The 14,078-nt window shown below is 37.0% G+C and carries 15 protein-coding genes; 8 read left to right on the top strand and 7 right to left on the bottom strand.

The window, feature by feature from the left end; genetic code table 11:
- Positions 1–4 precede the first annotated feature (4 nt).
- Together R7P80_RS01815 and R7P80_RS01810 are read right to left on the bottom strand one after the other, a co-directional pair.
- Positions 5–571, bottom strand: coding sequence for a DUF3592 domain-containing protein (locus tag R7P80_RS01815; protein WP_318096632.1), 567 nt, complete (start codon positions 569–571; stop codon positions 5–7).
- An 86-nt stretch (positions 572–657) separates the two neighbouring features.
- Entirely contained in the window at positions 658–1,158 is a 501-nt protein-coding gene (locus R7P80_RS01810; RefSeq protein WP_116921234.1) for a hypothetical protein, read from the bottom strand.
- Positions 1,159–1,227: 69 nt separating this feature from the next.
- Between R7P80_RS01810 and R7P80_RS01805 the strand changes: the two genes are divergently transcribed.
- The 7 genes from R7P80_RS01805 (at position 1,228) to R7P80_RS01775 (ending at position 5,694) form a co-directional block, all read left to right on the top strand.
- Positions 1,228–1,881, top strand: a complete 654-nt coding sequence (locus tag R7P80_RS01805; RefSeq protein WP_116921235.1) for a hypothetical protein — start codon at positions 1,228–1,230, stop codon at positions 1,879–1,881.
- Between the two features lie 95 nt (positions 1,882–1,976).
- A complete protein-coding gene (locus tag R7P80_RS01800; RefSeq protein WP_318096628.1) occupies positions 1,977–2,846 on the top strand; it encodes an A24 family peptidase in 870 nt (289 codons plus the stop codon).
- Positions 2,847–2,991: 145 nt separating this feature from the next.
- Positions 2,992–3,477, top strand: coding sequence for a hypothetical protein (locus R7P80_RS01795; protein WP_045592810.1), 486 nt, complete (start codon positions 2,992–2,994; stop codon positions 3,475–3,477).
- A gap of 115 nt (positions 3,478–3,592) precedes the next feature.
- Positions 3,593–3,982, top strand: coding sequence for a hypothetical protein (locus R7P80_RS01790; RefSeq protein WP_038129958.1), 390 nt, complete (start codon positions 3,593–3,595; stop codon positions 3,980–3,982).
- A gap of 117 nt (positions 3,983–4,099) precedes the next feature.
- Positions 4,100–4,558 carry a hypothetical protein gene (locus R7P80_RS01785; protein ID WP_038129956.1) on the top strand — a complete coding sequence of 153 codons (459 nt, stop codon included), beginning with the start codon at positions 4,100–4,102 and terminating at the stop codon, positions 4,556–4,558.
- Positions 4,559–4,569: 11 nt separating this feature from the next.
- Complete coding sequence (locus R7P80_RS01780) at positions 4,570–5,163, top strand: ATP-dependent Clp protease proteolytic subunit (protein ID WP_020332318.1); 594 nt, start codon at positions 4,570–4,572, stop codon at positions 5,161–5,163.
- Positions 5,164–5,226: 63 nt separating this feature from the next.
- A complete protein-coding gene (locus R7P80_RS01775) occupies positions 5,227–5,694 on the top strand; it encodes a hypothetical protein (RefSeq protein ID WP_045592803.1) in 468 nt (155 codons plus the stop codon).
- Between the two features lie 21 nt (positions 5,695–5,715).
- On the opposite strand, the gene R7P80_RS01770 is transcribed toward R7P80_RS01775, so the two are convergent.
- The 5 genes from R7P80_RS01770 to R7P80_RS01750 all read right to left on the bottom strand — a co-directional run bounded on the left by R7P80_RS01770 (position 5,716) and on the right by R7P80_RS01750 (position 12,463).
- Positions 5,716–6,591 (bottom strand): YkgJ family cysteine cluster protein, encoded by an 876-nt coding sequence (locus R7P80_RS01770; protein WP_241619711.1) that lies wholly within the window; start codon positions 6,589–6,591, stop codon positions 5,716–5,718.
- Positions 6,584–7,927 carry an adenylate/guanylate cyclase domain-containing protein gene (locus R7P80_RS01765; protein ID WP_053318348.1) on the bottom strand — a complete coding sequence of 448 codons (1,344 nt, stop codon included), beginning with the start codon at positions 7,925–7,927 and terminating at the stop codon, positions 6,584–6,586. The genes R7P80_RS01770 and R7P80_RS01765 overlap by 8 nt, the downstream gene beginning before the upstream one ends.
- Positions 7,928–7,937: 10 nt before the next feature.
- On the bottom strand, positions 7,938–8,276 hold the full coding sequence (locus R7P80_RS01760) for a hypothetical protein (RefSeq protein WP_038129952.1): 339 nt from the start codon (positions 8,274–8,276) through the stop codon (positions 7,938–7,940).
- Positions 8,277–8,343: 67 nt separating this feature from the next.
- The gene (gene secA / locus R7P80_RS01755) at positions 8,344–11,007 is read right to left on the bottom strand and encodes a preprotein translocase subunit SecA (protein WP_318096623.1); all 2,664 of its coding nucleotides are present in this window, start codon (positions 11,005–11,007) and stop codon (positions 8,344–8,346) included.
- Positions 11,008–11,239: 232 nt separating this feature from the next.
- The gene (locus R7P80_RS01750; protein ID WP_045592796.1) at positions 11,240–12,463 is read right to left on the bottom strand and encodes a hypothetical protein; all 1,224 of its coding nucleotides are present in this window, start codon (positions 12,461–12,463) and stop codon (positions 11,240–11,242) included.
- Between the two features lie 127 nt (positions 12,464–12,590).
- On the opposite strand from R7P80_RS01750, the gene R7P80_RS01745 reads away from it, so the two are divergent.
- Positions 12,591–14,030 carry an HD domain-containing protein gene (locus R7P80_RS01745; RefSeq protein WP_116921240.1) on the top strand — a complete coding sequence of 480 codons (1,440 nt, stop codon included), beginning with the start codon at positions 12,591–12,593 and terminating at the stop codon, positions 14,028–14,030.
- The last annotated feature ends 48 nt before the right edge of the window (positions 14,031–14,078 follow it).

The raw sequence follows: 14,078 nt of genomic DNA, 5'->3' as shown, positions 1-14,078 counted from the left end.
TCCTCTACATAATTCCATTGTGTTGTAAGATATCAATAATTAGCGCTGCTAAGTAATACATTGATATGAAAATTACTGTATATGAAGGGATCTGACTAACCACTAATGATAATGTTGGATTGTTGTCCAGCACACAATCGCTAGACAATTCTGGATTGTAAAACACCTTCACTTGTCTACCCTGCACTGCCTTACTCATTAATTCTTCTTTTTTCATTCTACAGTATCGTCTTAGAGACCCGTACTTTGCGTAACTTGAAGCCAAATCAAACTGATCGCCTCGATACCTTACTCCATTTACCTCATATGAATACACAATCTGAAAGCGTTCTGAAAATGCATTTTTCTTTTGTGTGACATAAAGAATTTTTCCAGTTACTGAAGGCCACCCCTTTGCTCTAGACACATAAAAGCTTCTGACAATATGATTTACAGCAGATAGAATCATGGCAATCATCATGGCTATCAAGACTTCTTTTGGTGCGAGGGTGAATATCTCAGTGTATTTAGTATCTAAATAATTAAAGAAAACAACCAGTAAGCCACCACTTATTAATACATTAAAAAACATAGTGCCTCTTTTTATTATTAAATTTTTTCGAAATCCTAACAGATAATCAAACAGCCTACAATATCTACTGATATTTAAGAGTTATATCACCCTAAAGAAAGAGATTTCTTACCAGGCTTTCTAGGTCGCCACAATTCATGTGAAGGATCTTTGCCAGCAATTACTGATATTATCTTCATGATTTCGATATTTCCACCAGAAAGCTTCAAGAAATTGTTTGCAACTTCTGATAAGGCACTTACATATGATTCTGATTTATATCTTTTAATTGTTTGTTCCGAAAATCTTTCTGTTATTTCGCTATCTGTGGAAACTTTATTAGTTTCTAGATAGATCACACTTTCCCTAATCTCACTCTCCTTATCAATTACAATGGATATCATCTTTATGATTTCAGCTCCCTCAGTTCCAGGCATTTGCTGAACTGTGACTTCTCGACTTAAATCGTTTTTGTAATACATTTTTGTTTTTATAGTAAAATCAGAAATTGCCACAACGGGAGAACTTGTTTCAAGTAGTGAAACCTCTTCATCCTTTTCGTTAAACTGTCTTACCGTGTATAAGAAAACTTCTTCCATATCATTCATGAGGTCTTTTTATTTATTATTAAAGAATGGTATTATTATAAAAAAGAAAAAATAAACGGTAAATAAGATATGAGACCTAACTTCATTAAAGAGTGGCAGGAAAACAAATTTAAGCATGAAAATGGCGTTATCTTTGATGTGCTTCAAAGGTTTGTAATGGCAAACGGCACCTACTCTTCAGATTACGAAGATAATGATGAAGGGTGTTATCGCTGGACTTCTGATTGTGGTAGAACACAGATTGAAGTTTCATACCCTTTTCCAGATGTTCCTACATATGATGATAGATACGAAATACTTAATAACCCAGTAAGACTAAGTCGCAGGGGTCGAATTGAAGTAATCGAAACCATTTATAAAGTTAATCATGCTGAAACACTGAAACAATCTTGGGATGCTTTTACTAAAACTGACAAGTGGCAGCAATACGTTGATGAACAAGAGAAGCTTGAAATTGTTGTTGACCCTAATGCTATCATCCCTGAAATGATCAAAGACTGGATTGTTATTCATGAGCTAGATGAGAATGGTCAAAAAGTGATTGAGAGCGAAAATACTCATTTCACCTTTAATAATGACGGGACTGAGAATCGATCTGAAATGGTTAAGTTTGACAGTGCTGTTTTCGCGCCCATCTATAAAGAGCAGAAGCGACAACTTGAGTTGGAGTCCGCCAACAAGAAACAAAAAAATCTGGAGAATGTTAGTGGAATGGAGCGATAAGCTCCATTTTTTTTGGTTGAATTATTTATTTCGGGAAATATAATAACGTCAAAAGAATGATAACAAATAAATTATAATAAACGGAATAACAAGAAATGAATAATAATTATCTAGAAATATTAATGCAAATGCATGAGAGTAATAGCTGGATCTTTTACGCTATAGTATTCATGTTTGGCTCTGCTATGGCTACATTCTTAAACGTATTGCTTTATAGGATGCCAGTCATTATGGAGCACGATATTGTTGAAAACGTGAAGTACTATCTGAAGGAAAAGAAAATAGCACACGATCCGATAGAGTGCGGTGCTGACAAGTATAATACCCTAATGGGAAGATCATACTGCACCACTTGTGGAACGATGATACCATTTTATTACAACATACCTGTTTTAGGCTGGTTGCTGTTGAGAGGTAAATCAGGTTGCTGTAAGCAACCAATCCCGATTCGCTACTTTTTGGTTGAGTTCTTTTTTTCCGCCTTTGCTTGTGCTGCATTCGCGATGTTCGGGTTTTATCAGGCGCTAGGTATTGTATTCTTCTCATACTTAGCAATCGCTATTTCCGATATAGACATCAAAACTAAAATGATACCTGATGAGTACACTTACTTACTTTTGTGGTTAGGTGTTATTTTTAACTACAATGGTACTTACACCAGTTTAGAATCAAGCGTGTCAGGGGTGATTGTTGCTTACAGCTTTTTGTATGTGATTAATTACCTTTACTGCTGCATTCGAAATACTGATGGTATGGGTGGTGGTGATTTCAAGTTACTTGCAGCAATCATTGCATGGACTGGCTTATCAAGCACATTAAATGTAGTTGCTCTTTCCTGCTTGTTCGGCATTTTGACATTTTTGTTTAAAGGTCTAATTGCTAAAGGTTACAAACTGGAAAAAGAGGCTGAGATTCCTTTTGCTCCAGCCCTATTACTCGCAGGATTCACCTGTTTAGTTATATAAATCAAACCCCCTTACTTATAGGGGGTTTTTATTTAATTATTTATTGCAAAGATGGCAAAATAATTGATATTATTTGCCATTTTTTATTGACTCTTATCTTTCTTGTGGTATAAGTAATAGTGTGTTATTGCGATGAGTAAAGATTATGAATGAGCATATATCTAAAACCAAGATACAAATAGGTCTCGGTTCTATATTTACAGTAATGCTCGCGTTTGTGGGTGTTATGTCTTACGTTTCAGGGCTTGAAAAGTTTCAGACTGGCGATGCGACTTTTGCAAACAATGTCGTGATTTTCCCCTGTATGTTAGCTTTTCTTCTTTCTGGCTTTATTGTTCTTGTAACTAAAAACATCAAAGCTCTTGAAAAAGTTTGTATGGAAAGCATAAGCCTGGAAGATGAATCCAAGTTATCAAATTTTTTGGACACAATTAGCTTAGCAAAAAGAGTACCTCTAATTACGGTGACAGCCATCCTATTGCTTACTGGCATTGCAGTACCTACTGTTATGAGTCAAATGGTTCACAATAGCATGTACACAATCGCTCTGTTTAGCCTAAGCACACTACTGTCAACCGCAGTTTCAATATCTGTAGTAAAGAGTGAAATCTCCTACTTGCTAAAAAAATAACATAATCTTACATATCGCAGCACAGGCACTTCTAGTAAGTGCCTTTTTTACGCTTACAATAAAATCAAACGTATGATAAGATTGAGGAATCAATCAACAATGAATCTTTTAATAAATGAAAATACAGGATATTCAGTCAATCTCACTTGCAATAAGCGAGTCAAACCCAAGTTCAATTGCCCATGAATCAGGTTATACCCCCATCCTGCAATCAAGATTGGTTCTAGATTCAGGCAGTGATCATGAATCCATTAAAGATCTCATCCAAAAAATATTCAAAGTCGATTTCATTGACAATGAAAACTTCAATATCAAGTTTCTGAACAATCAAAGAGAACCCGTTACCTATCCCGCTCCTGACATTGCAACCGCAGTTGCTAGCCAAGACAAGCAAAGACTTATCAAGTACTTCTTATTTAAACAATTCCAGATTACAGGTTTGGATGTTGAAATCCCGACTAAAAGTAACGTATCATTCACCTCAAAGATAAAAAGAAGAAAATAATGAAAAGAACAAAACGAGCAAACTGGTTTTTTCACAAGAACAGAAAAACAGGTTCAAAGTTTAAGATCAGATAGCGCGACATGTCCTTTCTTATTTAATTAAATTAAGGATTAAAAAATGAAAATAAAATTATTAATACTGTCTTTGGGTGCTGCCTTGTCAGTCAATTCCTATGCAAGTGATTTCTTTACTGTTAACACAGGCTCTCCTGAGGTAAAAGTAGCAGAATCTCACGCTGAGCCAGTTAAAGTCGAGTCAGAGACTCAATCAGAAGCGATTGAAGATCATAATGGGATAAATATTGAGCAACAATCTGATTTTATTAGGAATACTGTTGCAAAAAAACAAATGTCTCTATATAATTTCGCTACAAATAAAGAAGAAACTTTCATGTTTGAAGAGATTGATAACGATGTCAATTACGCTAGAAAGTTTATTCCGCCATCTGAAGATGTAATTGCTATGTTCGACTACTTTGTTGAAGAAGGCGCTTCTCCAGGTACGGCACTGCTTTTAACTTACAAAAAGCTTGATGAGGCAATCCAGTCACTTAATGACTCATCAGCAAACAAATAGGATGATATTGAATGAGAGCTGCTACAGTCGTTGAAAGAACAAAAGATGGGATGTTTACTTATGATATGCCTTCTCGACTACTTAAATCCCGAAGCGTATTTCTAACTGGTCAAGTTACTGATGATATGGCTGATGAAGTTTCAATGCAACTTTACTGGCTTGAACAGCAAAATGAAGACAAAGACATTTACATGTACATCAACAGTCCTGGTGGTAGCGTAACCGCTGGCATGGTCATTCACGACACAATGAATGCAGTTAAGCCTAACATCGTGACTATTTGTCACGGACAGGCTTGCTCAATGGGAGCCTTCCTTCTTGCTGCTGGCGCTAAAGGTAAACGCTTCGTTATGCCTAACTCAAGAGTTATGATTCATCAGCCGCTTGGCGGATTCCAAGGTCAAGCATCTGATATCCAGATCCATGCTCAAGAAATCCTTTCAATTAAGGATAATCTCAATCGTCATTTGGCGCACTATACAGGTCAGCCGCTAGATGTGATTGAACGAGATACAGACCGAGATAATTTCATGAGCGCAAGAGCTGCGATTGAATATGGTCTTGTTGATGGAATGAAAGGCATTGATGTTTTAAATAGACAATAAAAAACATTTGTATAAAATAGAGGCTTCAAGCCTCTATTTTTTTATATTAAATTCGGAAAAACTATGAAATTAGAACAAAAGCAAGGCTTCAGAGTCTCTGAAGATGGAGCTTATTACATCAATATTGAGTCTGAAGATATCCTAGAAAGAATGAGAAAGAAAAACATTTCTTTATCCAAAAAAGCAAGAAACTTAGGAATTTGTATCAAAGCGGCACCTGTCATTGCATTCTTTATTGCCTACCCTCTTGGGGCATTGATATCTAGCATTATCCAGAAGCCTGTAGAAGACGCTTTTTACATCGTTGCCCCCGTAATTGCCATAACGTTATATATTAGCCTCAAAAAGCTCTCTGGAGCGCAGCAGGATGTGATTGAAGCGATGGGTAAACAGGTAGATAGTGCCGTAGCGGAAACGCAAGAGATAGCCTATGGGGAAAGAAATGTGAAGGAGGATGTTGAAGATCAGGAAGCTGATTCAGATTCTGGTTTCGGAGAAGAAAATCAGAAGCACACAAGAAAGGCAGATTAAGCTAATTGAATTTCCGCACCTTTACGGTGCGGTATTATTTAGTTCTAGCAATGTTTCATGCACTACATGGTCTGTCATTAAAGATTCAGCATACTTATTTAACCTATCATCTCCAATTTCATTTATTCGAACTGCTTCGCGTTTTAGCATTTTACTATTTGCTATCAATAAACGCTCCATATTATACGTTAAATACCCATCCTTACTAATGTAGAATTTTGCTAAATCCACAAGAGATAAAGTAATTCTTTCACCATTTGGCGTGTTGAAAGCGCTGTTTTTCTCAATCTGCTGGCTAATGCTTTCATTTGTCATTAAGTATTGAATGAATTGTTTGATAAGCGCCTTATACTTTCTCAACTCCATTGTACGTTCGTTCAATAAAGGGATAACGCTTGGATCTGTTGGCTTGTCTGTAAAAATAACTTCCTGAGTATTTTTAAATCCTTCGCAAGCTTTTATCTCACCTGTCGTTTCAATAGATCTCGATTTCTCCATTAGAAGTCCATGCTTTAATTCAGTTGGAGTTGTATCAATTCTATATGGATACAAAGAGCAAACTTTTGGTCTTCTTGAATAGATGCTGCACTGTTTAAATTCATTTAAATTTCGGCACGGAACAATTGCGGGATTGACAGAAATAAACTCTAAGAACACCGCGACTTTACGATCAGACTTCGTTTTTATTGATACAAAGAAATTATCAGAAAGATATTTTTTCTGTTTCTTGTAACTTCTATCGGGAAACTCAGGACTTACAAGGTTTCGTATGTCGTATGCTGATAGTGATAGATTTACAGCAAAATCATCATAATGTTTGAAGAAATATTCTTCTGGCGTTAAGGAGATGCCACCGTAGCAGCAAGCTCCACAACCATTACAGCTAAAATTAATCAACTTTCAAATCCTCTAAAGCTTTTATTATCGAATCGACCCGATCTCTGGATACACCAGAAATTGTTATCTTGCTATCGTCTATATACAACACTTCATTGTGAGATACTTCTGTAAAGTGCATAACATCATACACGGCTACCTCATGGCTTATACCCTTCAGCTTTTTGTGTCCCTTATAAATCGCTTCGACTTTATTATTAACTAAGTTGAATGTCTCTTGAGCTATGTATACAGACCCTGGCTCAGCCAATGATTCGATTCTTGCCGCAATGTTAACGACCCTTCCGATAACCGTATATGCAAGACGCTGGCTAGAACCAATGTTACCGACATGACAATACCCACTGTTAATTCCAACACGAATTTGAATGTTTCTTTTTATGCCGTGAGTTAGCCACTTGTCATTTAGTTCGTCCATAGACTTCTGCATTGCAATGCTCATTTGAATGCAATTATAGGCATCCTTATAAGCACCTTTTGTGACAGGATCACCGAAGAACACCATCATGCCATCACCAATATACTTATCTACCGTCCCGCCATGCCTTAACGCTATTTCGGTCATTTTTGAAAAGAAATCATTCAGAATTATAGCTAAAAGCTCAGGCTCTAAAGTTTCAGATAATGATGAAAACCCAACTATGTCAATAAAACATACAGATATTTTCTTTCGTTGCAGATTTGTGCTTATATCATCACCTTTTTCATACATCCTTACTATCTGCGGAGACAAGTAATTAGAAAGTATCTTTGAAAGCTGCTTTTGTTTCTTTCCTTTTTTCAACAAATCTTCACGTATCGCTATCAATTTGTTTGTTCTATCGTGCTTCTGTAGTGAAACGATGACAATGAATATCATTGAATAGAATCCACCAGCCCACTGCATTAGCGTAGACGTTTTGTCCATTTCTGGTAGTAAGTTGTATCCTTGAGCGGCTAAAGCCACAAATAACGACCACGTCATATAGTAGAACCAGTATTTAAGCCCTCCTGCTGATATGTATATATAGCTTTGAATAATTAAAAGCATAAATACTAAAAGCGGATCGCTTTTCAAGTGGCTAAAGGTTAAGCCACATAAAACTGAGTCTACGAACAATAATAGCCTATGAAATTTATCACCAATCTTTGGTGTAAGCATGTAATCGAGAAAATACGATACGACCAGGTAGAAAAAAATTGACATAGCGAGTATGTCAATTTTAGGGCTGAACTTATTTCCAAGATTTGATTCGTACTCAATATAGTAAGAACCAAATATGATTGTTAAATAAATAAATCCAAGAACCCTTACCAACCCAGTTTCATGTCTTGAAAATGTGTTGTTAGTTTTCATATCTCATGTTTTATAGCATGAATAAAAATGGGGCGCATAGTGCGCTTGATACGCCATTGCCAACTGGCGCTCCGAATTTGTTCTTTTTACAGAATTTCTTTACGGCTGTCTTACAAGGGCTTGAACCATCAGGACATTGCTGCTTAACGACATCTTGTGGTGACATTGCCATTAAAAACACACCAGAACAAGTCATAAAAACACCAAGAATGTTTTCATTGTCTTTATATTGCTGAGCTGATTGTTGAGCGCTTTCATCAGATTGAAGGTCATGCTTTTTATAGCAAATGTCACTAGCAAATGATGAGGTGGAGATTGTTAACATCAAAAAGAGAATTAACTTTTTCATTTTATTTAATCCATTCATTTTTTGTTAATTCTACCACCCCATTATAAGCATATCAATTTATATGCTTTTAATTCACAGCTTTGGCGTCTTCTTCAGATTTGCTATTCTCAATCTGCTCTTGCATTTCTATCTGTCTCATGTGTTCAATAACACGCTTTTGATGATTGATAGAGCCGTAAATTGAGCTGAACATGGTTGTTGTGAAGTCCATTTGAATTGATTCAATCATTTGTTTGAAGAATTCAATAGCGCCAAGTCCAAATTCCTGAAGAGGGTTTTTCTGAGCGTAACCCCTTAAGTGGATCCCTTCCCTTAGATCATCCAAAAGCTCAATTTGTTCGAACCAGTATGAGTCTAAAGTTTTAACCATCACCGTTTTGTAAAGCATGATATCAGCACGAGCATTATGAAGCATATTCAGCTCGTTAAGCGTTTCTTCAAATCTTGCATACACGAGTTGAAGCAACTCTTCTTTGATGCTCTCAATGCCATAACCTTTATCGATGAGATCACTAACTATCGGTTTGACATCCCACTCAACCTGCAAGAAAGTATCAAGTGAATCTACATCCCAAGTGTAATCGTTGTTACTTGGAAGGTACTTGTCTACAAGAGCATATACTGCGCTAGCAACTATGCCTTTAACGCGTTCAACACATTCGTCAGGGTTAAAGTCATCTTTTGTTGCAATCTCCAGCCACTCTTGACGCATTGCAAACATCTGTAAGCGTTGTTTATTGATGATATCATCGTACTTGAGCAGTTCTGCTCGCATGTTCGAGCCTAATCCCTCGCATTTAGCTTGAGCCTTCACTATTGCTCTATCTAGTAATGGATGCGAAAGTTCATCATCATCACCGAAACCAGCCGCTCTCATCCAGCTTCTTGTGCTTTCACCACCAAAGTTTAGCATTAACTTATCATCTAGCGACACATAGAATTGAGAGCTACCAGGGTCGCCTTGTCGTCCAGCACGACCCCTCAACTGAAGGTCAACTCGACGACTTTCATTACGACTAGTGCCTACAACATGAAGACCACCAATGCTCTTAATATATTCAGACTCGTCTTTAAATCTTGCTTTAACTTGTTTGACTTCTTCTTCATCTACAATGTTGTTGGCTTCAATATAAGCCTCACAGTTACCACCAAGCAAAATGTCTGTACCTCGACCAGCCATGTTAGTACTTACCGTGATTGCATTTCTCTCACCTGCCTGTGCGATGATGCTAGCTTCTTTTTCATGGTTTTTAGCATTTAAAACATTGAATTTAAGACCAGCTTTTTCGAATATATTTGAAATCAAGATACTTTCTTGAACAGAATCTGTACCCACAAGAATTGGTCTGCCAGTCTTATGGATTTCAATAACATCTTCTAAAATCGCCTTGTACTTTGTTTCCTTAACCATGAAGATTTTATCTTGCTTGTCTTGACGCTGAACAGGCTTGTTAGAAGGAACCACCACTACATCCATGCCGTATACTTCTTTGAACTCATGCGCTTCAGTATCACCCGTACCAGTCATACCCGCAATTGATTCATATTGTCTGAAGAAGTTTTGTAGAGATGTGCTTGCAATCGTTTTGTTATCTGGATTGATCTCAACACCCTCTTTAGCCTCAATAGCTTGATGTAGACCTTCAGACCATCTACGCCCTTCTTCAACACGACCTGTGGAAGAATTGATGATCTTGATTTTTCCGTCTGACACAAGATAGTCTACGTTATTTTCATACAAATGTTTTGCACGAATTGCAGTTTCCATTGACTTAACCATGTATGTTTTGTCAGGTTCATACAGGCGACCAACGGTATCAATTACACCGTGCTCAATAAGTAGCTGCTCAAATTTCTCGTAACCTTTTTCAGTTAATTGAGCTGATTTCGTTTTAGGGATAAGAGCTGCATCAGCATCGACTTCTTCAACCTGTTTGCTACCAGTCGTTTCTTCTTGAATCTTTGTTGTGAAGTGCTCTGCAAGTTCCTTCATTAGAGCAACCTCTTGAGAGTCAACATCGCTAGCTCCACTGATAATTAGTGGCGTTCTAGCCTCATCAATTAAGATTGAGTCCACTTCATCGATTAGAGCAAAATAACACTCTGGTTGAACTTGCTGGGAAACATCTGGGGCGATGTTTTTTCTTAGGTAATCAAATGCGAATTCTGAGTTTGTACCATATACAATATTACAAGCATAAATTGGTCGTCTCTCTTCATTACCTAACTTGTTGTTTAGAGAAGCCACGGAAAGTCCAAGGCACTCATATAACGGTCTCATGATCTCAGCATCACGGCTTGCCAGATAGTCATTAACAGTAACAACATGAACCTGATGACCAGTAAACGCTCTCAATACTACAGGCAAGGTTGCAACCAATGTTTTACCTTCACCCGTCTTCATTTCCGCGACATTACCATCGTTAAGGATAAGTCCACCGATAAGCTGGACATCGTAATGCTTCATACCTAACTTGTTCTCACCTGCCACCTGGCATAGTGCAAATGTACGCGTTGCTATGGCATCGATACTTCCATCTTTCTTATACTCGGCTCTTAATTCATTTGCCTTGCTTAGAAGCTGTTCATCAGTGAAATCTTTGAATTCTTCATAATGCTTAGCAATTTCAGGTAATTTTTTATTGTATTTTTTTAGTATTCGATCATTTTGCGTCCCGAAAACCTTTTTTAAGACTTTCACGGCAGCATTATCTTTACGTGAGTTAGACATCATTAACCTTTATTCAATTTTTTATTTGTTATTTAAATTGTCAGTTGATAATACCAAATATTGAAGTTTACGCAAGGCAAAAGAAAAGCATAAAAAAATCAGAGGGCAATATTTAAACGCCCTCTGATTAAATGATGATCGCTATAGGTTGAGAAATATCCAAAATTTACTGTAAGTGATTGAGTATATTATCAAACCATATAAGCAATGAACCAAATATGAAAGATAAGGTTTATACAATCTTGTAAAGAGGTTTACCTGTATGGTCAATAGTATAGATATTTCCAAGCGGTCTACTAAAAGCGTGGATAGCGCTCAAGACTTTATTCCCTTTAGAACCAGCCTTTCTTAACAGACTCAATCTCAGGGCTACATTGCAAAATACAAAACCCTTTTCTCTCTCGATATTTACATCAGGAACTTCACGGAGGTTCTTTTCCACATACGTTTTCAGTATTTTTGATTCACCCATAGGTGAATTATTAATGTCTTTAGAATATCTGTCATTACCATTTCTAGCACAGTTTATACGCTGAGTAGGGATAACTTCTAACACACAAGTATTGTTTCTTTGGCAATGGTTTAGTAACTGTCTACCACCGTACTTAAGAAACTCATCAACCTTTTCGAATGGATCTGCCAAAGAACCATCACCTTTTCGATAATCGTAACTGTGGTTGCATGTGTAGCAAAATCTTCTCAAGACTTCATTGCCACTTCTTACGCGAATCATTGCTCCACCATACATGCCTTCAGAAGTATATCTGGTGATCAATTGAGCGAGAAGATTTCTAAAGTTTTGTATGTTGTAATCTGTTACCTGCATCAATTCTTGATGCTTGATGATAACTGCAACAAAGAATTTTTTTCTTTCACCCATGATGCGAGAATAGAGCATTCTCTTTTCCTCAATTACATCAAGAGGGTTTCTCATGCCCTGAGCTACCTGTTCATTTAGCTGTCTGAATTTTGGCATTAATTCAAGCATCAAGCCTGTTGGCTTTGGACTCATGGTAACTTCTAAATACCCTTTCCCTATTTCAGATAGTTTTCCTTCATCACCGATCTGTATAACACTTGCCCATTTACCAATGATAGTAGGCTTACCAATTTGCGCGATTGAAGTTTCATCGACTGATGCTTGTTCAATTAAAAGAATGCCTGTTGGTGTTTCCTTGGAATTATTAGGATCAGCTAGACAAGGATTGTGAGCATTACGATGCGTCTCAGAAAATGAATCAATTGTAGGAATGGTTGTACCACTAGTGGTGTCTTGCGCCCTTTTAATCAAAGTTTCTTCTGGAACAATGTATACTCGAACCTCTTTACCACCCTCTGTTACACCGTCAGCATATGACTTAAGAAAGTCGTGATTATCCAGAACATATTCCCTTGGATAAAACACTACACCGCCGTGTAGGGGCTTTAGTTTTTCACTTATGCTTTTGTCATTCATAATCTATTTATTTCATTAATAAAAATTAGTTGTTTTCGATTTGGAACTTGTATTTTATATTTATTTGCGTATAATCACAACAATACTAAACGAAATGGTAACAGATTTTTATTGAAAGGAATAGTAAATGAGTAAAACAAACAGAGCAAAGTTTGTGATGTGTCCTGTACATGGAGCAATTGAAATCAGTAGTTGTGAATCTGCTGCGATTGACCATTACTTAATGCAAAAGAACAGACACATTCTACAAAACGATGTCCTTCAATATGTCTTCCCTGGCGCAACCCATAACCGATTTTCTCATTCAATTGGTGCTATGCATATTGCAGGTCGTGTAATCAGTAAGATTATTTCTGTCAAGACAAGCGAGTACCTAAAAGAGCGGTTCGCTGACAATGTATCTTCTGTTAGCGAAAAGCATCAGTTAGCATCAGATTACCTTATTAATGTAATTAGATTGGCTGCGTTGTTTCACGACACAGGACATGCAGCATTTTCGCACCAGATTGAAAAAACGAACTGTCTTCATTATATCTTCGAGAATGAATCGACTTTCCTAAAACTATGGGAAGGAATCGACTTCGAACAGTTCTATGAAGAAGTGCCTGCAACTATTGAGCATGAACACTACAGTGTAAGAGCTGCATACGAGATTATGACTGATATTGATGCTGAAAGGCTTGGTATCCGCATCAAAGATGTACTCAGCGTACTAGAGACTACAAAAAACGAACCATCAGATACTCTAATCAGTCACTCTGATGCTTTATGGGAGATCTTCTCAGCGAAGTCATTCAACCCAGGGAAAGGTTCTGAGTTGTCCTCTAAAGAGAAAGCAACGAAAATCCTTAGTCTATTGCAAACAATTTTATCAAGTGAGCTTGATATTGATAAGATGGATTATCTAAATCGAGATAGCTTTTATTGTGGTGTCGCGCATGGCACAGTAGATCTTGGAATTATCATCCAAAATATCAGTGCTCATTATGATGAAGAATCTGGCTGGTTTGGAATGACAGTTAACTCAAAAGCTCTAGGTATCCTACAGAACTTTGTTTATTCCAGATACTCGATGTTTGAACATGTCTACAACCACAAAACTTCCAACGGTTTTGAGTTGCTATTGAACTTGGCTATTGAAGAAGTAATGTCCGATGAGGAAACCAGAAAAGAAATTGAAGGCTGCTTCACCTGTATCGAAAGCTTTGCGGATTTAACAGATGATTACCTATGGCAGAAAATCAAAAATCATAGCAAGAAATTTGTGGGATCTTACTGTCGAAAACTAATCAGAAGACAGCGATTGAAGTATCTTGGTCATTTCGACTATAAAGATTCTTTCGACATTAAAGCTAAGATTAGTGAGCTTGAATCAAAAACTGGTTCATACGTAAACTACAGAATTATTAGTACAAAATTCTCAAGCATTGACAAAGAATACGATCAGATCAAGGTTTCAAGCAAGTGTCCAATTGACAACTCTGTGTCTCTTGTAAATATTGGAGAAGCTTCAAGTTTCTTTGGGAAGCATACTAATAAGAAAGAAATCTTCTTCCATGAAACTTAATTAGAAGGCGACCAAGTCGCCTTCATTAATCAATCCTAAAACTTTTGA

Source organism: Vibrio sp. 2092 (genome assembly GCF_033339635.1).
In the GTDB taxonomy this organism is placed as follows: Bacteria; Pseudomonadota; Gammaproteobacteria; order Enterobacterales; family Vibrionaceae; genus Vibrio; species Vibrio alginolyticus.
The sequence above is the reverse complement of the archived record's forward strand: the minus strand, read 5'-3'. Positions and strand labels throughout refer to the sequence as shown.